General features: G+C 63.7%; 13 protein-coding genes. 10 read left to right on the plus strand and 3 right to left on the minus strand.

What is annotated here, in order from left to right:
* Window position 1 precedes the first annotated feature (1 nt).
* The 7 genes from treZ (at window position 2) to M5B99_RS15080 (ending at window position 11,494) form a co-directional block, all read left to right on the plus strand.
* Window positions 2-1,810, plus strand: coding sequence for a malto-oligosyltrehalose trehalohydrolase (gene treZ / locus M5B99_RS15050; protein WP_248804792.1), 1,809 nt, complete (start codon window positions 2-4; stop codon window positions 1,808-1,810).
* A complete protein-coding gene (gene malQ / locus M5B99_RS15055; protein WP_248804793.1) occupies window positions 1,807-3,888 on the plus strand; it encodes a 4-alpha-glucanotransferase in 2,082 nt (693 codons plus the stop codon). Before treZ ends, malQ begins: the two co-directional genes overlap by 4 nt.
* Complete coding sequence (locus M5B99_RS15060) at window positions 3,885-6,626, plus strand: malto-oligosyltrehalose synthase (protein WP_248804794.1); 2,742 nt, start codon at window positions 3,885-3,887, stop codon at window positions 6,624-6,626. Before malQ ends, M5B99_RS15060 begins: the two co-directional genes overlap by 4 nt.
* A 16-nt stretch (window positions 6,627-6,642) precedes the next feature.
* The gene (locus M5B99_RS15065; protein WP_248804795.1) at window positions 6,643-6,906 is read left to right on the plus strand and encodes a DUF2934 domain-containing protein; all 264 of its coding nucleotides are present in this window, start codon (window positions 6,643-6,645) and stop codon (window positions 6,904-6,906) included.
* 181 nt (window positions 6,907-7,087) lie between these two features.
* A complete protein-coding gene (glgX, locus tag M5B99_RS15070) occupies window positions 7,088-9,247 on the plus strand; it encodes a glycogen debranching protein GlgX (protein WP_248804796.1) in 2,160 nt (719 codons plus the stop codon).
* 140 nt (window positions 9,248-9,387) lie between these two features.
* Complete coding sequence (locus M5B99_RS15075) at window positions 9,388-10,140, plus strand: PIG-L deacetylase family protein (protein WP_248804797.1); 753 nt, start codon at window positions 9,388-9,390, stop codon at window positions 10,138-10,140.
* Between the two features lie 307 nt (window positions 10,141-10,447).
* Window positions 10,448-11,494: an autotransporter outer membrane beta-barrel domain-containing protein gene (locus M5B99_RS15080; RefSeq protein ID WP_248804798.1), complete on the plus strand. Its 1,047-nt coding sequence runs from the start codon at window positions 10,448-10,450 to the stop codon at window positions 11,492-11,494.
* A gap of 191 nt (window positions 11,495-11,685) precedes the next feature.
* Here the strand turns inward: M5B99_RS15080 and glgB are convergent, their stop codons facing one another.
* The 3 genes from glgB to M5B99_RS15095 all read right to left on the minus strand — a co-directional run bounded on the left by glgB (window position 11,686) and on the right by M5B99_RS15095 (window position 19,445).
* A complete protein-coding gene (gene glgB / locus M5B99_RS15085; RefSeq protein ID WP_248804799.1) occupies window positions 11,686-13,914 on the minus strand; it encodes a 1,4-alpha-glucan branching protein GlgB in 2,229 nt (742 codons plus the stop codon).
* Window positions 13,914-17,249, minus strand: coding sequence for a maltose alpha-D-glucosyltransferase (gene treS, locus M5B99_RS15090; RefSeq protein WP_248804800.1), 3,336 nt, complete (start codon window positions 17,247-17,249; stop codon window positions 13,914-13,916). The genes glgB and treS overlap by 1 nt, the downstream gene beginning before the upstream one ends.
* 198 nt (window positions 17,250-17,447) lie before the next feature.
* A complete protein-coding gene (locus M5B99_RS15095; protein ID WP_248804801.1) occupies window positions 17,448-19,445 on the minus strand; it encodes an alpha-1,4-glucan--maltose-1-phosphate maltosyltransferase in 1,998 nt (665 codons plus the stop codon).
* Window positions 19,446-19,695: 250 nt separating this feature from the next.
* Here M5B99_RS15095 and M5B99_RS15100 point away from each other — a divergent pair, with 250 nt between their 5' ends.
* The 3 genes from M5B99_RS15100 to ccoG all read left to right on the plus strand — a co-directional run bounded on the left by M5B99_RS15100 (window position 19,696) and on the right by ccoG (window position 21,784).
* Complete coding sequence (locus M5B99_RS15100) at window positions 19,696-19,854, plus strand: hypothetical protein (RefSeq protein WP_248804802.1); 159 nt, start codon at window positions 19,696-19,698, stop codon at window positions 19,852-19,854.
* A gap of 71 nt (window positions 19,855-19,925) precedes the next feature.
* A complete protein-coding gene (locus M5B99_RS15105) occupies window positions 19,926-20,165 on the plus strand; it encodes a DUF3203 family protein (protein WP_248804803.1) in 240 nt (79 codons plus the stop codon).
* A 206-nt stretch (window positions 20,166-20,371) separates the two neighbouring features.
* The gene (gene ccoG, locus M5B99_RS15110) at window positions 20,372-21,784 is read left to right on the plus strand and encodes a cytochrome c oxidase accessory protein CcoG (RefSeq protein ID WP_248804804.1); all 1,413 of its coding nucleotides are present in this window, start codon (window positions 20,372-20,374) and stop codon (window positions 21,782-21,784) included.
* Window positions 21,785-21,916: the final 132 nt, after the last annotated feature.

Here is a 21,916-nt window from a genome sequence, read left to right on the forward strand (position 1 = left end):
GATGCCGTTACGGACTCTGGAAACCTGGCCTCATGGCGCGACCCTGCTGGACGCCGAGCACACCCGCTTCGCACTGTGGGCACCGGACGCCTATTACGTCAGCGTCGAGCTCGGCGATGGCCGTTCACTGGCCATGCTGCCGCAGCACGACGGCTGGTTTGTCCTTGAAGCCCGCTGCCCGGCCGGTAGCCAATATCGCTTCCATATCGATGGTGAGCAACTGGTGCCCGACCCGGCCTCGCGGCGCCAGGTCGGGGATGTACACGGGCCGAGCCAGGTGGTCGACTCCCTGGCCTATCACTGGCGGCACAAGGACTGGCAGGGGCGCCCCTGGCACGAAGCAGTGATCTACGAGCTGCATGTCGGTGCCCTGGGCGGCTATCGCCAGGTCGAAAACCAACTGCCACGCCTGGCCGAACTGGGGATCAGCGCCATCGAGCTGATGCCCCTGGGCCAATTCCCCGGCGAACGCAACTGGGGCTACGACGGCGTGCTGCCGTATGCGCCACATACCGCCTATGGTTCGCCCGAAGACCTAAAGCACTTGATCGACACGGCCCACGGACATGGCCTGATGGTGCTGCTGGACGTGGTCTACAACCACTTCGGCCCAGACGGCAATTACCTCGGCCAATACGCCAAGGACTTCTTTCGCGACGACCAACAGACCCCATGGGGCGCGGCGATCGACTTTCGGCGCCGCGAAGTTCGCGACTTTTTCATCGACAACGCCCTGATGTGGCTGCTGGAGTACCGCTTCGACGGCCTGCGCCTGGATGCCGTGCACGCGATCAATGACAGCACCTTTCTCCACGAACTGGCGCAAGCGGTTCGCCGGCAGGTCGCGCCGACCCGGCACGTGTGGCTGACCCTGGAAAACGAACGCAACCAGGCCAGCCTGCTGGTGGAGGACTTTGACGCCCAGTGGAACGATGATGGCCACAACGCCCTGCACGTCCTGCTGACCGGCGAGACCGACGCCTACTACGCCGACTATGCCCGGGAAACCACCACCAAACTGGCCCGCTGCCTGAGCCAGGGCTTTGTGTTCCAGGGCCATCCCGACCGTCACGGCCACAGTCGCGGCGAACCCAGCGCGCATCTGCCGCCCAGCGCCTTCGTGCTGTTCCTGCAAAACCACGACCAGATCGGCAACCGGGCCCTGGGCGAGCGCCTCAACCAACTCTGTCCGGCACCGGCCCTGCGGGCGGCGACGGTGCTGCTACTGTTGTCGCCGATGATTCCGTTGCTGTTCATGGGTGAGGAAACCGCAGCCTGTGAACCCTTCCTGTTTTTCACCGACCACCACGGTGAACTGGCTGACGCGGTGCGTGAAGGCCGTCGCGCGGAGTTCGCCGATTTCCCGGCCTTTGCCGACCCCGCACGCCGGGCGCATATTCCCGACCCGAACGCCACCGTCAGCTTCAACGACTCGCGCCCCGACCTGAACGACGCCAGCGACGACTTCAACCGCCGGACCAGCGTACGCCTCTACCGTCAGTTGCTGGAGCTGCGCCACCACGAAGTCATCCCCCGGCTCCCCGGTGCCCAGGCCTTGGGCACCGATGTCCTGGCCGACGGCGCCGTCAGCGCACGCTGGCGCATGGGCGACGGCAGCCTTCTGCGAATCGATCTTAATCTCAGTGCCGAGTCCGTCGACCACAGCCCACCCATCGAGGCCCGTTTGTTATACGAAAGCACCACCGGCGCCAGTCGCCAATTGGATGAAGGTCATCTGGCCCCCTACTGCGCGCTGGTTACCCTGACCCCCGGGGACGTCATGCAGTCACCCACCGGAGAGCACCCATGAGCGACGCGCAACTGGAAATACTCGCCAGCCGGGCCGGCCTCGCCGTCGATTGGATCGACGCCAATGGCCGGCCGCAGAAAGTCCGGCCCGAGGTCTTGCGCAAGGTCCTGGCCGGCCTCGGACATCCCGCCGACACTGACCTGGCCATCGAGAACAGCCTGCAGGAACTGCAACTCGCCCAGCAACAGAAACACCTGCCGCCATTGTTGACCGCGGACGTTGGCAAGGGCCTGGACCTGGCCCACTATTTCGCCGCCGACACCCTCTGCGAGGTGCATCTGGAAAACGGTACGCTCCTGCACTTGCGCCTGGACCAGGACGCGGTGCTGCCGGGCAAGATCCCGGTGGGCTACCAGACGGTGCATATCGCCGGCCAGCACTTCACCCTTGCCGTGGCCCCCGCACACTGTCACAGCGTGGCGGCGGCCACCGATAGCCCGACACCCCGCGCCTGGGGCCTGACGGTCCAACTGTATGCCCTGCAACGCGTCGGCGACGGTGGTTTCGGCGATACCCTGGCCCTGGAGAATCTGGTCCGAGCCGCCGGCGAACGCGGCGCCGACGCCCTCGCGATCAGTCCGTTGCACGCGATGTTCAGCTGCGACCCGCAACGCTATAGCCCCTATTCGCCGTCCAGCCGATTGTTCCTCAACAGTCTTTATGCGGCTCCGGAGGCGGTTCTCGGCGAACCGGCCCTGCGCCAGGCCATCGACACCACGGGACTGACCGATGAACTGCGGCAGCTGGAAGCGTTGCCATTGATCGACTGGCCCCGCGCCGCCCGCGCCAAACAACAGTTGTTGCGTGCGCTGTACGACGGCTTTCGCCTCGACACTCACCCGCTCGCCGCCGACTTCGCGCGCTTTCGCCAGAGCGGCGGCGAAGCCCTGGAAAATCACTGTCGCTTCGAAGCCTTGCAAGCCGCCTGTACCGCTCGCGGTGAAAGCACCGACTGGCGACACTGGCCCGCGACCTGGCACCATCCTGACAACCCGGCCCTCGCCCTCTTCGCCGAGGAACAGGCCGAAGAGATCGGCTTCTATGCCTTCAGCCAATGGCTGATCGCCCGCGGCCTTGAGCGCGCGCAACACACCGCGCGAGACAGCGGCATGGGTATCGGCCTGATCGCCGACCTCGCCGTCGGTGCCGACGGCGGCGGCAGCCAGGCCTGGAGCCGACAGGACGAACTGCTGGCCGAACTCACCGTCGGCGCACCACCGGATATCCTCAATCGCGCCGGGCAAAGCTGGGGCATCTCGGCCTTCGCCCCGGAGGGCCTGAAGCGCCACGGCTTCAGGGCCTTTATCGAAATGCTGCGGGCCAACTTCGCCCATGCCGGCGGCCTGCGCATCGACCATGTGATGGGCCTGCAACGGCTCTGGGTGATCCCCCTCGGCTCGCCGCCAAGTGACGGCGCCTACCTGTATTACCCGGTGGACGACCTGCTGCGCCTGCTGACCCTGGAGTCCGCGCGCCACCAGGCGGTGGTGCTCGGCGAAGACCTCGGCACAGTGCCCGAGGGCCTGCGGGAAAAACTCGGCGCCCGGTCAATCCTCGGTATGCGCGTGCTGTTGTTCGAGCAGGACTACGAGCATCGTTTCCGGCCGATCCTCGACTGGCCGGACGACGCCCTGGCCACCACCAGCACCCACGACCTGCCGACCCTCAACGGCTGGTGGCATGCCCGGGATATCGACTGGAATATCCAACTCGGCCTGATCGATGACACCACCGCCAATCACTGGCGCGAAACCCGCGAACGCGAACGCGAGGGCTTGCATCGCGCCCTGAGCAACGACCCGCAGAACTTCCGCGACGAATCCCACGAGACCGACCAGGTCCTCGACGCCAGCGTGCGTTTCCTCGGTCACACCCGGGCGCCCCTGGTGTTGCTGCCGCTGGAGGACGCTCTCGGTGTCGAGGAACAGGCCAACCTGCCCGGCACCCTCGACAGCCACCCCAACTGGCGTCGGCGCCTGCCGGGCGACAGCAGCCAGTTGCTCGACGATGTCGACGCCGCCCGCCGTCTCGAACTGCTGGCCTGCGCGCGCCTTCAGGCCGCTGAGCGTGACCGATGAAACCACCCTTGCGCGCGACGGTGCGCCTGCAGTTCCACAAGGGCTTCAGCCTGGATGCCGCCGTGCCGCTGGTGCCCTACTTTGCCCGACTGGGCATCAGTCATATCTACGCCTCGCCGCTGCTCACCGCCCGCGACGGCTCGATGCATGGCTACGACGTGGTCGACCCGACCCGGGTCAATCCGCAACTGGGCGGCGAACCGGCGCTGCGGCGCCTGGTACATAGACTGCGCCAGCACGATATGGGCCTGATCCTGGATATCGTCTCCAATCACATGGCCGTGGGGGGCGCGGACAATCCCTGGTGGCTGGACCTGCTGGAATGGGGCCGGCTGAGCCCCTATAGCGAGTTCTTCGATATCCAGTGGCACTCGCCCGACCCGTTGCTCGAAGGGCAATTGCTCATGCCGTTCCTCGACAGCGACTACGGCGTGGCCTTGCAGGAAGGCAGCATCCCGTTGTGCTTCGATGCCGAGCACGGCAGCTTTTATATCGAGCATTACCAGCACCGTTTTCCCATCTGCCCCCGGGATTACGCGCAGATACTGACCGACATCCCCGAACTGGAAACCCTGACCGGGCACTTCAAGGCCCTGAACCGTCTGCCCGACGCCTATGCCCAGGCCCAGGTCCTGCGCGCGGAACTGGCGCAACGCCGCGACCTGCATGACGCCATCGAGCAGAGCCTCGCCCGCTATGACTCACGCCAGCCTGAAGGTTTTCAGCGCCTGCACCGGCTCCTGGAACGCCAGCACTACCGCCTCGCCAGTTGGCGCACCGCCGCCGACGACATCAATTGGCGGCGTTTCTTCGATGTCAACGAACTGGGTGGCCTGCGAGTCGAACGCCCGGCGGTGTTCGAGGCCACCCATCGAAAAATCTTCCAGTTGATCGAGGACGACCTGGTGGACGGTCTGCGCATCGACCATATCGACGGGCTCGCCGACCCGCGCGGTTACTGCCGCAAGCTGCGCCGACGGGTCGACCGCCTGGTTCCCGGGGAACATCTGCCGATCTATGTGGAGAAGATTCTCGGCCAAGGCGAAAGCCTGCACCGTGACTGGCTGGTGGACGGTACCACCGGCTATGAATTCATGGACCAGCTGTCACTGCTGCAACACGACCCGCGTGGCGAGCAGCCTCTGAGCGAACTCTGGAGCCGCCTGAGCGAGCGTCCCGGCGAGTTCACCGAGGAAGCCCGGCTGGCCCGCCAGCAGGTCCTCGCAGGCGGACTCGCGGGCGACTGCGAAAGCGTGGCCCAGGCCCTGCTGCAAGTCGCCCGGGACGACCTGATGAGCCGCGACCTGACCTTGGGCGCGATTCGCCGGGCCTTGCAGGCGCTGATCGTGCATTACCCGGTTTACCGCACCTATATCAATGCTCTTGGCCGTCGGACCGAGGACGAGGCGTTTTTCCAGCAGGCCCTGGCCGGCGCCCGCACCACCCTCGGCGAGGCCGACTGGCCGCTGCTCGACTACCTGCAACAGTGGCTGGGCGGACAGCCCTGGCGCGAGCGCCCACCGGGGCGGCAGCGCAAACTGCTCAAGCATGCCTGCGTGCGCTTCCAGCAGTTGACCTCGCCGACGGCCGCCAAGGCGGTGGAGGACACCGCGTTCTATCGCTCGGCGGTGCTGCTCTCGCGCAATGATGTGGGTTTTTCCAGCGAACGTTTCAGCACGCCCTTGGAAGACTTTCACGCGGCCAACCGAACGCGCCTGGAAAACTTCCCGGACAACCTGTTGACCAGCGCCACCCATGATCACAAACGCGGTGAAGACAGCCGCGCACGCCTGGCGGTGCTGAGCGAGTGCGGCCCATGGTACGTTGAACAGGTGCAAGGCTTTCGCGAATTGGCCCAAGCGCTGCGTAGCGATCCCCAGGCCCCGTCGGCGGCGGACGAATTGATCCTTTACCAGGCACTGCTGGGCAGTTGGCCGCTGACCCTGTCGAGCGATGATTCGGCCGGCCTGCTGGATTACGCCGAGCGTCTCTGGCAATGGCAGAACAAGGCGCTGCGCGAAGCCAAGCTGCACAGCAGCTGGAGCGCACCGAACGAGGCCTACGAGCAAACCTGTCGCGATTTTCTCGAAGCACTGCTGACCCGACCGATCGGCCTGCCGCTGCGCCGGGCCCTGGTCGCAACGCTGGAAAAAATCGCCCCGGCCGGTGCCCTCAACAGTCTGGCCCAGTGTTTGCTGCGCATGACCGTACCGGGTGTGCCGGACCTGTACCAGGGCAACGAGTTCTGGGACTTCAGCCTGGTGGACCCGGACAACCGCCGGCCGGTGGACTTCACCGTCCGGCAACAGGCGCTGCATCAGCCGGCAACGCCGGCGGCATTGCTGGCGAACTGGCGTGGCGGGCAACTCAAACAGGCCTTGATCGCCCGTACACTGGCGGTGCGGGCCACACACGGGATGCTTTTCAGTCGCGGCGATTATCAGCCGCTGGAGGTGCTCGGCGCGCAGTCCGGGCAGGTGCTGGCCTTTATGCGTAGTACGTCGACGCAGCGGGTCATCGTGATCGTGCCCAGGCAGGTGGCCAGGCTTCTGGCCAATGCTCAACTGCCGTGGGTACAGGCACCGGTTTGGGGCGATACGCGGGTCAAACTGCCGTTCGCCGTACCGGGCCGCAAATTAAAGGGACTTTTTTCGATGTGCGCAGTCACACCCCATGACGAGCTGATGGTTGGTGCGGCACTCGGAGATTTCCCGGTCAATCTCTTTACCCAAAATTGAGTTCAGGAGCATGGCGATGAGTACCGACGAAAAACGTATCCGTGAGTTTGCCTATCAGATCTGGGAGTCGGAGGGCCGCCCCGAGGGCGAGGAGGCCCGGCATTGGGAGATGGCGCGCAAGCTGGCGGAAGCCGAGGCACTGGCACCGAAAAAGACCACTGAGGCCAAACCCGCCACCAAACCCAAGGTCGCCGCCAAGCCCACGGCTGTGCCGAAAGCCGCGGCGAAGCCGGCCGCCGAAAAGAAACCGCGAACGCCACGCAAGCCGTCAGCCAGTTGAGCCTTGTACGGTACTGAAGACAGCACGTACTGATGTGGGAGCGGAGCTTGCCCGCGAAGAGGTCCTGAAGATCGCGAAAAGCTTCGCGGGCAAGCTCCGCTCCCACAGGTACGTGGTGGTATTGCCAACATGAACCTTCGATCCGTACACCGCACCACCGAACACACCCGCAGGAGCGCCCATGACCAAGCCAAAAAAGCCCGAACCCAAGCCCGAAGCCCAGCCCTCGCGAATCCGCGAAGGCCTGCCCTTCCCGCTTGGCGCCACCTGGGATGGCCTGGGGGTCAATTTTGCACTGTTTTCCGCCAATGCCACCAAGGTCGAACTCTGTCTGTTCGACGCCAGCGGTGAAGTCGAACTCGAACGCATCGAACTGCCCGAGTACACCGACGAGATCTTCCATGGCTATCTGCCCGACGCCCATCCGGGGCTGATCTACGGCTACCGGGTATACGGCCCCTACGACCCGCAGAACGGCCATCGCTTCAATCCCAACAAGCTGCTGATCGACCCCTACGCCAAACAACTGGTCGGCCAGTTGAAATGGTCCGAGGCCCTGTTCGGCTACACCATCGGCCACCCCGACGCCGACCTCAGCTTCGACGAACGCGACAGTGCGCCCTTCGTGCCCAAGAGCAAGGTCATCGACCCTGCCCACACCTGGGGCAACGACCAGCGGGTCAATGTGCCCTGGGAACGCACCCTGCTCTATGAAACCCACGTGCGCGGCATCAGCATGCGCCACCCGGCGGTGCCGGAAGCCGTGCGCGGAACCTTCGCCGGGTTGATGGTCGATGAAGTGCTGGAGCATATCCGCAAGCTCGGGGTGTCCTCGGTGGAGCTGCTGCCGATCCATGCCTTCGTCAACGACCAGCACCTGCTGCAAAAAGGCATGACCAACTATTGGGGCTACAACAGCATCGCTTTCTTCGCCCCCGATCCGCGCTACCTGGCCAGTGGCAAGATCGCCGAATTCAAGGAGATGGTCGCGCACCTGCACGAAGCCGGCCTGGAAGTGATCCTCGACGTGGTCTACAACCACACCGCCGAAGGCAACGAGCAAGGCCCGACCCTGTCCATGCGCGGCATCGACAACGCCTCCTACTACCGCCTGATGCCCGACGACAAACGCTTCTACATCAACGACTCGGGCACCGGCAACACTCTGGACCTGAGCCATCCCTGCGTGTTGCAGATGGTCACCGACTCGCTGCGCTACTGGGCCACGGAAATGCACGTGGACGGTTTCCGCTTCGACCTGGCGACCATCCTCGGGCGCTATCACGATGGCTTCAACGAACGCCACAGTTTCCTTGTCGCCTGTCGCCAGGACCCGGTACTGCGTCAGGTCAAACTCATCGCCGAACCCTGGGACTGCGGCCCCGGCGGCTATCAGGTGGGCGGCTTCCCGCCGGGCTGGGCCGAGTGGAACGACCGTTTCCGCGACACCGTGCGGGCGTTCTGGAAAGGCGACGATGGCCAACTCGCCGATTTCGCCAAACGCATGACCGCCTCCGGCGACCTGTTCGACCAGCGCGGTCGACGCCCCTACACCTCGATCAACTTCGTCACTGCCCATGACGGCTTCACCCTGCACGACCTGGTGTCGTACAACGACAAGCACAACGAAGCCAACGACGAAAACAACCAGGACGGCACCAACAACAACCTGTCCTGGAACCATGGCGTGGAGGGCCCCACGGAGGACCCGGAGATCAATGCCCTGCGCCTGCGGCAGATGCGCAACTTCTTCGCCACCCTGCTGCTGGCACAGGGCACGCCGATGCTCGTCGCCGGCGACGAGTTCGCCCGCACCCAGCACGGCAACAACAACGCCTATTGCCAGGACAGCGAAATCGGCTGGGTCAACTGGACCCTGGACGACGACGGCAAGTCGCTGCTCAGGTTCGTCAAGCGCCTGATCAAGCTGCGCCTGGCCTACCCCATCCTGCGCCGCGGGCGCTTCCTGGTCGGCGACTACAATAAGCTACTGGGGGTCAAGGACGTCACCTGGCTCACGCCGGACGGCCAGGAAATGACCACCGAGCACTGGCACGATGGCAACGGTCGCTGCCTGGGCATGTTGCTTGACGGCCGCGCCCAGGTCTCCGGCATTCCCCGCACCGGTGACGATGCGACCTTGCTGATTGCAGTCAACGCCCATCATGACGGCGTCAATTTCCGCCTGCCGGAGGTGCCGCAAGGTATCGATTGGACTTGCGTGCTCGATACCAACGACCCGCAGGTCAAGGGCCAGGAGCATTTCGCCTTCAACAGCGAATACACCCTCACCGGACGTTCGCTTGTCCTGTTCGAATTGCAGCGTGACGAAGAAACCTGAGGTTTTTTCAGCAATAAAGGTCGCATCTCGACTTATATGCGCGATACTCACGGGCGCATTCCCGGGCCGCCCTGCGGCACCGGACGCATCAGGGCTGATGAAGAATGCGTGCAAGTCCACACAAGGAAGTGACAGACATCATGAGAATCCAAGCTGCACGCAACGAAGTTGCACCGCTGATCTGGAACTCGCGGCAGTTGGCCCGTGTCCCGACCATTGGCCTGCACCGGCTGATCCGACCCGGCGCCCGGGCGGTGGTGATCGCCCCGCATCCCGGTGATGAAGTGCATTGTTGTGGCGGCCTGCTGCAACTGCTCGCCACCCTCGAACACCCGCTGCTGTTGATCTCGATTACCGACGGCAGCGCCCTCTACCCCGGCTCCACCCTGTGGCCTTCGAGCCGCCTGAGCGTGGTCTGCCCCCAGGAAAGTGCCGAAGCCCTGCGCCGCCTGGGCCTGGAACTGCACCGATTGAAATGGATTCGTGGCGGTTTTCGCCACGGTGCGCTGGAGCAGCAGGAGCAACCGCTGAGCCAATTCCTGCGACGCTACCTGCGCCCCGACGACGTAGTGCTGACCACCTGGCGCGAAGACGGCATCGCCGATCATGACGCCGTCGGCCGCGCGGCCACCCAGGCTTGTGTCGCCAGCGGTGCAACGCTGTTGGAGATACCGCTGCATGCCTGGTTCCGCCCCTTGCGCGAGGAAGGCCTGATCCCCTGGCACCGAGCCCGCAAGATCCGGCTCGACACCTGGGGGGTCGCCCGCAAACTGCATGCCGCCCATGCCTACCACAGCCACCTGCAAGGCGATCCAGAACTGGGGCTGCCACCGGCCCTGGTACCGGCCCTGCTCGAACGGACACGGCAACCGTTCGAGATGGTATTTGTCTGAAAAACAGGGCACGAAGCCCCGCCTCCCAGACCTGCTCAGACTTAGCTTGAATAGACTAAATAGCCGATTGATCAATGAGTTGAAAATACTGATCAAAAAGATCTATTTACTAGTTATTTTCTTGACGCGGACCTGCAGCTCTCCTTAGCTACAAGTGACTCCCCCCGGTTTCAAAACCCAAGGGGCCAGCCTTCGGATACCCGCCAACGCGGGCCGCCGGGGTTTGCCTCGATGATTTCGGCCGTCTCTCGTTCGGGGGCAGGAGAGACGCCAGTGCAGGTATTTATGCGACCGCAAGGAACACCCGATGAAAACGTCCATGACCCACCCCCGCCTGAGGACGGCACTGCATACGATTTCGACCGCGCTTTTGCTGTGCCCCGCCCTGGCCATCCAGGCGGCGCCTTCCGAAGCAGACCTCCAATCCTGGTACCACGACGACGCCCCCTCGCCCTTGCCACCTGCTCGAGCGCCGACGCTGGACAACAGTGGCCTGTTGCCGGGCTGGCGGTTCGCCGGCCTTGTATCGGGCACCGCCAATCCTGGTTCGATGGTCCTCTTCCACGACCGCACCCTGGGCCAGGGCGAGGTCGGCAACCTCGACCCGCTGTTTACCGGCGCCTTTGGCGACCTGCTGATCGTTCCCGGTCTTTACAGCAATCACAGCGGTGGCCAGACCTTGACGGCCGGGGTCTTCACCGGAAGCAGCGGTGCGCTGGATCGGGCTGACGCCTTTGTCACGGCGCCCCGCGACCCGCGCACCGACGGCCTGGCTCCCCAAGGGAATAATCTCGGGGCCTTCTGGAGCCTGACCGGAGAACAGGGCTGGCACGTCAACCTGACCGCCATGAACAACCGGAGTACGGTCTATACCCGCTCAGAGCAGGGCAGCCTGCAAGGTCTGGCAGCACGGCAAACGACGTTTTCGCTGGAGGGCGGGTTCCCGATCGGGCTGGGCCAGCACTGGATCATCGAACCCCAGGCCCAGGTGGTCAACCAGCAAGGCAACGTGGACACGCCCGGGCAGGCGAATGCCTCAGTCGACCCGTCACTCTGGAGTGGCCGGATCGGCGCTCGTCTCAAAGGCAGTTATGAAGTGAGCGGCCTGCCGCTGGAACCCTACCTGCGGACCAACTTCTGGCACACGTTCGGCAGCGGCAGCCCGGTGAGCCTGGAGCCGGTCGACAAGATCGCCATGAGTCGCAACAGCTCCACCGTGGAGCTGGGCCTGGGCCTGGTGGCCAAGGTGTCGCCGACGGTCAGCCTGTATGTCAGCGCGGACTATAGCGGCACCTCCGACGATACCGGCCTCAACGGCATCATCGGCAACGTCGGGGTACGGATGCGTTGGTAGGTGGCGAGGCCTGCCATCAAAAAACCGAATCCGAGCGCGACCTTGTGGCGAGCGGGCTTGCCCGCGCCGGGGCGCGAAGCGCCCCTAAAACCTGTGACCGCGATGTATCAGATAGAACACGGTCACAGGTTTTGCGTCTGCTTCGCAGCCGAGCGCGGGCAAGCCCGCTCGCCACAAAAACCGCGCCCGACTCAACCCTCAGGTCGCAACATCAACACCGCCAGCGGCGGCAGGTTCAAGACCAACGACGCAGGCTGGCCATGGCTGGCGTGCTCCTCGGTGGAAACCCCGCCGCCATTGCCATAGTTGGAGCCGGCATACATCGCCGCATCGCTGTTGATCACCTCCTTCCACTGTCCGGCGAAGGGCACGCCAACCCGATAGGCCTCGCGCGGCACCGGGGTGAAGTTGGCGATGACCAGCAACGGCCGCCCTTCCCGACTCCAGCGCAACCAGGCATAAACGCTGTTGGCCGCATCGTCGCCGATCAACCACTGGAAGCCCTGGGGCACATCGTCCTGGTCGTAAAGTGCCGGCTCATCACGGTACAGCTGGTTCAAGTCGCTCACCAGCTTCTGCACCCCAAGGTGCTCGGAATACTGCAACAGATACCAGTCCAACTGCTGATCGTGATTCCACTCGCGCCACTGGCCGAACTCGCAGCCCATGAACAGCAGCTTCTTGCCCGGATGCCCCCACATGAAGCTCAGGTAGGCCCGCAGGTTGGCGAACTTCTGCCAGCGGTCGCCAGGCATCTTGTCGATCAGCGAATGCTTGCCGTGCACCACTTCATCGTGGGAAATCGGCAGGATAAAACGCTCGGACCAGGCATACACCAGGCCGAAACTCAGTTCGTTGTGATGGTGGGCACGATACACCGGGTCCTGCTGGATGTAGTGCAGCGAATCATGCATCCAGCCCATGTTCCATTTGTAGGCGAACCCGAGCCCGCCCTGCTGGGTACCCTGGCTGACACCCGGCCAGGCCGTGGACTCCTCGGCAATCACCAGGGCGCCCGGCGCCTCCAGGGCCACCACGTCGTTGAGATGACGCACGAAATCGATGGCCTCGAGGTTTTCCCGGCCACCGTGACGGTTCGGCACCCATTCGCCGGCCTTGCGCGAATAGTCGCGGTAGAGCATCGACGCCACCGCATCCACCCGCAGGCCGTCGACATGGAAGTGCTTGAGCCAGTGCAACGCCGAAGCCAGCATGAAGCCGTGCACCTCGGTGCGCCCGAGGTTGTAGATCAGGGTATCCCAGTCCTGGTGGAAACCTTCCAGCGGGTTGCCGTACTCATACAACGCCGTGCCATCGAACTGTGCCAGGCCGTGGGTATCGGTGGGAAAATGCGCCGGCACCCAGTCGAGGATCACGCCGATTTCAGCCCGGTGGCAGGCATCGACAAAGGCGGCGAAATCATCCGGGCTGCCATAACGCGCACTCGGCGCGAACTGCGACAGCGGCTGATAGCCCCAGGAACCACCGAACGGATGCTCCATGATCGGCATCAGTTCGATATGGGTGAAACCCAGTTGCCGAACATAGGGGATCAAGCGTTCGCCCAGCTCGCTCCAGCTGTACTGGCGCGACACCTCGCCGACTTCATCGATCTCGCACTGCCAGGAGCCGGCATGCAGCTCATAGATCGACAGCGGCGCATCGTGCCGATGCCGGGCACCCCGCGACTCCATCCAGGCCTGGTCCTGCCAATCGATGCGCAAGGGTGAAGCGACGCGCGAAGCGGTGTCCGGCGGCAGCTGGGTGGCCAGGGCCACGGGGTCGGCCTTGAGCGGCAGGATCGCGTCCTTGCCGAGAATCTCGTACTTGTAGGCCTCCCCCGCCTGCAGGCGCGGCACAAAGATTTCCCAGACGCCGCTGGGGTGGCGCAGGCGCATCGGATGCCGGCGCCCGTCCCAGACGTTGAAATCACCGACCACCGAGACCCGCCGGGCATTCGGTGCCCAGACCGCGAAACGCACGCCGTCGACGCCGTCGACCTGGGTCACCTGGGCCCCCAGGCAACTGCTCAGGTCGCGATGATTACCTTCGGCGAACAGATAGAGATCCATCTCGCCGAGCAAGGCTCCGAAACTGTAAGGATCCTCGCAGACCTGCTCCCCCGCCGCCCACTGGATACGCAGCAGGTAGGGCTGGCGCTGGGCGAAGTGCCCGACAAACAACCCCGGGACCTCGCTGCCGTCGAGACTGCCCAGCACCTGCTCGCTGTCGCGGGTCAAGACCTGGACACTCAGGGCGCCCGGCAGGAAGGCGCGGATATACTGCCCTCCGGCATCGTCGTCATGGGGGCCGAGGATGGCAAACGGGTCCTGGTGTTCGGCCCGTACCAGGGCCTCGATATCCTTCTTCGCGGGCAATGCACGGTTCACGCTTTTACCTTGTTCCTTGCTCAAACTCATCACTGCTCTCCACCGGACAAGGTTTTCACTTCACTCAACAACCCGCTCAACCCCTGCAACGGCACGCTGAGCCAGGCCGGGCGATTTTCCGCCTCATAGACAATTTCATATGCGGCCTTCTCCAGGCTGAACAGGGTCAGGGCCGCCTCTTCGCCGGCCGGATCCTGCCACGCCTGTACAAGACTAGCCGTCGCCCGCCGATATGCCTGGATAAAGGCCTTGCGGGCGTCCTTCAGATAACGCTGGGTGACGCGTCGACTGGCCGGCCCGACAGCTCCCGACGGCTCAAGGACCGTGGCGCTGCTGTAAGCCATGGCCGCAGCGTAGTCGAACGAACGCAACACACCACTGACATCCTTGTAAGGGCTGTGCTTGCCACGACGCTCCTGCAACGAACGGGCGGGCTCACCTTCGAAGTCGATCAGGTAGGCATCGCCCTTGACCACCAGCACTTGGCCCAGGTGCAGGTCGCCATGGACCCGCAGGCGCAGACCACCCACCACCTGACCGGCCAATGTCTGGATGTAGTCGAGAATGGCTGTTTGCTGCTCCAGCAGACGCGCCACCAGCACCCGCTCATTCTCCGGCAACGCGTGCTGGTGCTGCTTGAGCAATCGCAAGGCCTGCTCCATCTGACCGCCGATCGTCTTGCCCCAATGCTGCGCATCCTTGACCGTACTCACCTGGGCACTGAAGGCCGGGTCGACGGTGGGCGCCGCGAGCACCAGGTGCATCTCACCCAGGCGCTGGCCGAGCAACGCAGCGAAATCCGCCAGTTCACCCAGGGCATTGAAATGCTGCTCATGATCCGAAACAGCGTCGGCCAATTCATCGCGGATTGCCCGCTCCAGGTTGTTCTGGGTCCAGCTCCAGGCATCGCCCTGATTGTTGAGCAACCCCTGGGCAATCATCAGCAGGCTGTCTTCGCCTGTGGTATCGCGGCGCACCAGCGAGCCCAGCAAAGGCGAAATATGCCGGAAACCGGCGGCGGTGAGGTAGGCGCTCATTTCCAGTTCCGGGTGCACACCGGCGCTGACCTTGCGGATCAGCTTGAGCATGATCCGCTCGGCCACCACCACCGAACTGTTGGACTGCTCCGACGACAGGTAACGCACCGTCATCTCGGCAGGCAGTTCCAGGGCCTTGAGTTCGGGTTCGGCCTGGAAATGCAATTCACCACCACCGCCGGCCAATACCGTGTCGCCGCGCATGCCGTCGATCACCGCGCGGACAAACGGCTCGAGGCTGAACGCATCGGTAATCAGGCCCACCTGCCGACCACGACGGACCCGGGCCATGGCCAGTTGTTGCGGTAACGCGGCGCTGGTCTGCTCTTCGGCCAGAAACCCGAACGGCAACTGGTAACGGCTGCTCTGGCCATCCGCTGTGACTTCGACCTCACCGAGCAGTACCGGGTGCTGCGGGTCACCGAAGCGCACGCCATAGACCAGGCGCACCTGTTCGAGCGCCGTGCCTTTGCCGGCGAACCAACGGCGCTTGGGCAGCCATTCCGGCAGGATCGTCTGCTCCAGGGCGATGCGCGAAGGGCTTTCGAGCAGTTCTTCCATGCGTTTCTTCAGCACCAGGGTGGTGAAGTCCGGCAGGCTCTGCACCGGTTCCACATGCCAGCTGGGCATCTGCGTTTCCGTGGCGAGCAGGAACCAGTAGAAACCGTAGGGCGCCAGGGTCAGCAGGAAGTTGAGCTGGCCGATGGGCGGGAACGCATTGCCGCCGAGCATCTCCACCGGCACCCGGCCGGCGAACGCGGACAGCTCCAGCTCCGCCGCCTGGGCGGTGCGGGACACGTTGGCGACACACAGGATGATTTCGTTCTTGCCGTCGGGCCCGGTGTATTCGCGGGTATAGGCCAGGATCCGGCGGTTGTTCGGCGAAAGCATTTTCAGGCTGCCGCGGCCGAAGGCCTTCTGCAGCTTGCGCACCGCCAGCAAGCGACGGGTCCAGTTCAACAGCGAATGGGGATCGCCGGCCTGGGTCTCGACGTTGACCGTCTGATAGCCGTAGAGCGGGTCCATGATCGGCGGCAGCACCAGGCTGGCCGGATCGGCGCGGGAGAAGCCGCCGTTGCGGTCGATGGACCATTGCATCGGCGTGCGCACGCCATCGCGGTCGCCCAGGTAGATATTGTCGCCCATGCCGATTTCATCGCCGTAGTACAGGGTCGGCGTGCCCGGCATCGACAGCAGCAGGCTGTTGAGCAACTCGATGCGGCGGCGGTCGCGCTCCATCAGCGGCGCCAGGCGCCGGCGGATACCGAGGTTGATCCGCGCCCGACGGTCGGCGGCGTAGTAGTTCCAGAGGTAGTCGCGCTCACGGTCGGTGACCATTTCCAGGGTCAGTTCATCGTGGTTGCGCAGGAAGATCGCCCACTGGCAATTGGCCGGGATTTCCGGGGTCTGGCGCAGGATATCGGTGATCGGGAAGCGATCCTCCTGGGCCAGCGCCATGTACATGCGCGGCATCAGCGGGAAGTGGAAGGCCATATGGCATTCGTCGCCGTCGTCGCCTCTTTTGTCGCCAAAGTACAGCTGGGTGTCTTCCGGCCACTGGTTGGCCTCGGCCAATAGCATGCGGTCGGGATAGTGAGCATCGATTTCAGCGCGGATCTTCTTCAGTACCTGGTGGGTTTCGGGCAGGTTCTCGTTGTTGGTGCCGTCACGCTCGATCAGGTAGGGAATGGCATCCAGGCGCAGGCCGTCGATGCCCAGGTCGAGCCAATAGCGCATCACCGCCAGTACCGCCTTGAGCACCGGCGGGTGGTCGAAGTTCAGGTCCGGCTGATGGGAGTAGAAGCGGTGCCAGAAGTACTGGCCGGCCACCGGATCCCAGGTCCAGTTGGACTTCTCGGTATCGAGGAAGATGATCCGGGTGTCGGTGTATTTATCGTCGGTGTCGGACCAGACGTAGAAGTTGCGGGCGCTGGAACCGGGCTTGGCCAGGCGCGCGCGCTGGAACCAGGGGTGCTGGTCGGAGGTGTGGTTGATCACCAGCTCGGCGATCACCCGCAGGCCGCGTTTGTGGGCTTCGGCGATAAAGCGCCGGGCATCGGCCATCGTCCCGTAATCGCTGTGCACGCCCCGGTATTCGGCGATGTCGTAGCCATCGTCGCGGCGCGGCGAGGGGTAGAACGGCAACAGCCAGATGGTGTTCACGCCGAGGTCGGCGATGTAGTCGAGCTTGGCGATCAGGCCGGGAAAGTCGCCGATGCCATCGTTGTTCGAGTCGAAGAAGGATTTGACGTGAACCTGGTAGATCACCGCGTCCTTGTACCAGAGCGGGTCGTCGATAAAACTGGCTGGGCGGTTTTTTTTCGCCATGGGTAACTCCTGTCGAATCAGTCGGACCGCAGGCAACAGCAGTCTGTTTTTATGCAGGGTTTTGCTGACAACAGCTTTACCGTTGGAGCAATCAACTTGTGGGAGCGGTGCTTGTGTGGGAGCGGTGCTTGCCCGCGAAGCTTCTAGCGGTCTCAGAGCCCCCTTCGCGGGCAAGCTCCGCTCCCACAGTCCTGCCTGTCATAGGGTCTGAATCCGCCAGATGCCGAACGGCTGGTGCCAGGGCTCGATGCGCATCCACTGGGTCTTGCCGTGCCAGGTCCAGGTGTGGCCGTTCATCAGGTCTTCGCCACGGGTGGCGGCATCGTCGGCCAGGCCGAATTCCCACAAGGGCAATTCGAAGTGCGCTTCCTGGGCGTTATGCGGATCGAGGCTGACCGCCACCAGGATGAAACTCTCCAGGTCCGCGGTGCGCTTGCCGAAATACAGGATGTTGTCGTTCCAGGCGTTGTAGACCTGCAACCCCAGGTGCGTCTGCAAGGCCGGATGCTGGCGGCGGATACGATTGAGCTGGGCGATTTCGGCGATGATGTTGCCCGGCGCATTGAAGTCCCGCGGACGGATCTCGTATTTCTCCGAATCCAGGTATTCCTCCTTGCCCGGCAAGGCCGCCGACTCGCACAGCTCGAAGCCCGAGTACATGCCCCAGAGCCCCGAGCCCATGGTGGCCAGCACCGCGCGAATGAGGAACCCGGCGCGCCCGGAATGGTGGAGGAAGGCCGGGTTGATATCCGGCGTATTGACGAAAAAATTCGGCCGGAAGCACTCGCGCCAAGGCGATTCGTTGAGCTCGGTGAAATAGGCGGACAGTTCAGCCTTGGTGTTGCGCCAGGTGAAGTAGGTGTAGCTCTGGGAATAACCGAGCTTGCCCAGGCGCGCCATCATTGCCGGCGTGGTGAAGGCCTCGGCGAGAAAGATCACCTCGGGATGAGCGCCACGCACATCGGCGATCAGCCATTGCCAGAACGGCAGTGGCTTGGTGTGGGGGTTGTCGACGCGAAACAGCTTCACACCCTCGGCCACCCAGCCCAGCACGATATCGCGCAGTTCGACCCAGAGACTGGGAATCGCCTCGGCGGCATAGAAATCGACGTTGACGATGTCCTGGTATTTTTTCGGCGGGTTCTCCGCGTATTTGATGCTGCCGTCCGACCGCCAGTTGAACCAGCCGGGATGCTGCTGCAACCAGGGATGGTCCTGGGAACACTGGATGGCGAAATCCAGGGCGATCTCCAGGCCGTGCTCGGCCGCGGCACTGACCAGCCGACGGAAGTCCTCGCGACTACCCAGTTGCGAATGAATCGCCTCGTGCCCGCCCTCCTCGCTGCCGATCGCGTAAGGACTGCCGGGATCGTCGGGACCTGCAACCAGGGCATTGTTCGGGCCCTTGCGGTAACTGCGGCCAATGGGATGGATCGGCGGGAAATACAGCACGTCGAAACCCATGTCGCGGATCATCGGCAGGCGCTCGTGCACATCATCGAAGGTGCCGTGACGAGAGGCCCGCTCGGTGACCGAACGCGGAAACAGTTCATACCAGCTGGCGAACTGCGCCAGGCTGCGCTCCACGTCCAGCGGATAGTCATAGCTGCGACTGAGGTAGGCATGGTGGTCGGCCTTGCGCATCAGTACCGCCGTGGCGGGTTTGAGAAAACGCTCGACCTGGCCGTCGCTCGACAGGTGCAGCAACTCCTCGTACAGCGCCGTGAGGCTCATCGCCACCTCCTCATGGCTGCGCTCGATGGCGTGCAGCACCTGCGTGCGCCCTTCCTGCAACTCGAGATCGACGGCCACCCCGGCGACGAATTTCTTCTCCAGTTCGTAGCAGAAGCTGGCGAACTGATCGATCCAGGCCTCGATCCGATAGGCATAGCGCCCCTGCTCGCCGACCCGCAGGCGGCCTTGCCAGGCATTGTTGCCTTTATCGCTCATGGCCGTGCGTTGCCAATCGGCATCGCCCAGATTCCTCCAGGCCAACAACACCGCGAGCTTGTCGTGGCCATCGGCGAACACCTTGGCGCTCACCACCAGTTCCTGCCCCGCCACCGCCTTGACCGCGAACTGCCCGCCATCGACGGTAGGCGTCACGTCTTCAATGGCGATGCGCGGCAGCAGCAACGCCTGGGACAAGGGCAGGACTTCGGTGCCCTCTTCGTCCAACGGTTTATCAGCTGACATCGAGCATCACTCCTTACGCCCCATGGACGCTCCACTCTGCGTAATCTGCTTGGTTACCGGCTTCATCCTGAAAAAGGTCGCTTCAGTTCGGAGCCCACTGCCGGAATAAAAGTTCAGACCGATTTGCCGGGAACCCCACTCGTCATAAAGCGGGAGTCAAAAGCACCTGGGCAGGGTCCACCGTTGTACGGGGTGCCCTGATCCATAACCGGGCGCCACCTCTGAAGCACGCATAAAGGAGGCCAGCTTCATGAATATTCCGATTCCGGCAGAAACGCCCGATCCCAATATCGACCAACCGACCCTGCCACCGACGGAGCCACCGCCGGTCCCCGAGCAGGAGCCGCCGGGTAGCACGCCGCCGCCCAAGGTCGATCCACCGACCACCATGCCGCCGGTCATCGCCTGACGCGGCGCGCCTGAAGCATAGACGGGAATGTCGCCGCAGCCGCGCCATCTCTCGAACATAAGGAGAGCACCATGCCCGTGCATATCGACCCCTCGAACCAGACCTGTGCCCTGGAGCAAGGCGATGTCCGTGCCCATGGCCCGGCCAGTGCCGTGCGGATCAGTACCGATGACGGCAAAAGCATGTCCCGCGCCGAACTGGATGGTCAGTTCATCTGGATCACCGAAGCGCAAGCCGACGCCCTGACCGTCGCCGGCGCCTTCGACGGCCGCCATCATGTGAAGGCCAGCGACAGTGATTCGGTGATCTGATTGATCTGTGTCAACAGCGGCGCCCGGCATTTGCGTCCGGCGCCACAGAGCTCGACAGCGGGGAGCGGCACAGGCCAGGACAACCTGTCGCAGGCCCTCGTATCCGGCCATCTGATCCGGTTTTTATTCAAATACCTGAGTCTGTTATGCAAACAGTTCGCTCGGCATAGTGCCCAGGCCTGATGGAGGCTGACGAGCGACAGACCATGAGCGAGAGAATCCCCGTCCAGAGTGTTGAAACCTTCGAGCCCTTGCGTTCAAGGGCGAAGGCCAGATCCACCGACCAACTGATCCACACCCGCAGCTTCAGCGGACTGTTCCGTAACCTGCGCCTGGGTGGCGCGGGCTTTCTGTTCCTGCTGTTCTTCGGCACGGTATGGCTGGACTGGGGCGGCCGCCAGGCAGTGCTCTGGGATCTGGCCGAAAGCCGCTTCCATATCTTTGGCGCGACCTTCTGGCCCCAGGACTTTATCCTGCTCTCGGCCCTGCTGATCATTTGTGCCTTCGGCCTGTTCGCCATCACCGTGTTCGCCGGACGGGTCTGGTGCGGCTATACCTGTCCGCAAAGCTCCTGGACCTGGCTGTTCATGTGGTGCGAAAAAGTCACCGAAGGCGAACGCAACCAACGCATCAAGCTGCAAGCCGCGCCCTGGGGCCCGAACAAACTGGCCCGGCGCGCGGCCAAACATACGTTGTGGCTGGGTATCAGCCTGCTGACCGGGCTGACCTTCGTCGGTTACTTCACGCCGATCCGGCCCCTGGCCCAGGAGCTGATGACCCTGCAGATCGGCGGTGTCAGCCTGTTCTGGGTGCTGTTCTTCACCGCCGCCACCTACATCAACGCCGGCTGGCTGCGCGAAGCGGTGTGTATGCACATGTGTCCCTATGCACGGTTCCAGAGCGTGATGTTCGACAAGGACACCCTGACCATCTCCTACGACGCCACCCGGGGCGAACACCGCGGTCCGCGCAAGCGTGATGTGGCGCCGGCCAGCGTCGGCCTGGGGGACTGCATCGACTGCCAGATGTGCGTGCAGGTCTGCCCCACCGGCATCGACATCCGCGACGGTCTGCAGATGGAGTGCATCGGCTGCGCGGCGTGCATCGACGCCTGCGATTCGATCATGGACAAGATGGGTTACGCCCGAGGCTTGGTGAGCTACACCTCCGAGCACCAGTTGCAGGGCGGCAAGACCCGCCTGTTGCGCCCACGGCTGATCGGCTACAGCGCCGTGCTGCTGATCATGATCGGCGCGCTGGCCCTGGCCCTTGTGGAACGGCCCATGGTCTCGCTGGACGTGAGCAAAGACCGTGGACTGTTCCGGGAAAACAGCCAGGGCCAGATCGAGAACATCTACAGCCTCAAGGTCATCAACAAGACCCAGCAGCCCCAGCGCTATCGCCTGGAACTGCAGGACAGCGAGGGCTTCCAGTTGCAGGGCAAGGCCGAACTGAGCCTGGCGGCGGGTGAAATCGTCGACCTGCCGGTGTCGGTGGTGATGCTCGGCGACAAGCCTAAAAGCAGTTCGCAGGTGCTGAGTTTCAAGGTGGTCGACAACGACGAGCCCGCTGTCTACAGCGTGGCGAAGAGCCGCTTTGTCGCCCCACTGAACCGTTGATGCCTTAGAATCGCGAGCGCCGATGCCAGTTGCAGTTGAACACAATCCTGTGGCGAGCGGGCTTGCCCGCGCTCGGCTGCGAAGCAGCCGTAAAACCAGAAAACTCGTTCTGCCTGATACACCACAATCGCT

Origin of the sequence: Pseudomonas sp. MWU13-2100, from assembly GCF_023242365.1 — a bacterium.
In the GTDB taxonomy this organism is placed as follows: Bacteria; Pseudomonadota; Gammaproteobacteria; order Pseudomonadales; family Pseudomonadaceae; genus Aquipseudomonas.

What these genes read in the sequence shown, in the direction of transcription:
- M5B99_RS15075 (WP_248804797.1), top strand. Translation starts at nt 9,388, where the DNA reads ATGAGAATCCAAGCTGCACGCAACGAAGTTGCACCGCTGATCTGGAAC.
- M5B99_RS15095 (WP_248804801.1), bottom strand. Translation starts at nt 19,445, where the DNA reads ATGTCAGCTGATAAACCGTTGGACGAAGAGGGCACCGAAGTCCTGCCC.
- M5B99_RS15065 (WP_248804795.1), top strand. Translation starts at nt 6,643, where the DNA reads ATGAGTACCGACGAAAAACGTATCCGTGAGTTTGCCTATCAGATCTGG.
- glgX (WP_248804796.1), top strand. Translation starts at nt 7,088, where the DNA reads ATGACCAAGCCAAAAAAGCCCGAACCCAAGCCCGAAGCCCAGCCCTCG.
- treS (WP_248804800.1), bottom strand. Translation starts at nt 17,249, where the DNA reads ATGGCGAAAAAAAACCGCCCAGCCAGTTTTATCGACGACCCGCTCTGG.
- glgB (WP_248804799.1), bottom strand. Translation starts at nt 13,914, where the DNA reads ATGAGTTTGAGCAAGGAACAAGGTAAAAGCGTGAACCGTGCATTGCCC.
- ccoG (WP_248804804.1), top strand. Translation starts at nt 20,372, where the DNA reads ATGAGCGAGAGAATCCCCGTCCAGAGTGTTGAAACCTTCGAGCCCTTG.
- M5B99_RS15080 (WP_248804798.1), top strand. Translation starts at nt 10,448, where the DNA reads ATGAAAACGTCCATGACCCACCCCCGCCTGAGGACGGCACTGCATACG.
- M5B99_RS15105 (WP_248804803.1), top strand. Translation starts at nt 19,926, where the DNA reads ATGCCCGTGCATATCGACCCCTCGAACCAGACCTGTGCCCTGGAGCAA.
- treZ (WP_248804792.1), top strand. Translation starts at nt 2, where the DNA reads ATGCCGTTACGGACTCTGGAAACCTGGCCTCATGGCGCGACCCTGCTG.
- malQ (WP_248804793.1), top strand. Translation starts at nt 1,807, where the DNA reads ATGAGCGACGCGCAACTGGAAATACTCGCCAGCCGGGCCGGCCTCGCC.
- M5B99_RS15100 (WP_248804802.1), top strand. Translation starts at nt 19,696, where the DNA reads ATGAATATTCCGATTCCGGCAGAAACGCCCGATCCCAATATCGACCAA.
- M5B99_RS15060 (WP_248804794.1), top strand. Translation starts at nt 3,885, where the DNA reads ATGAAACCACCCTTGCGCGCGACGGTGCGCCTGCAGTTCCACAAGGGC.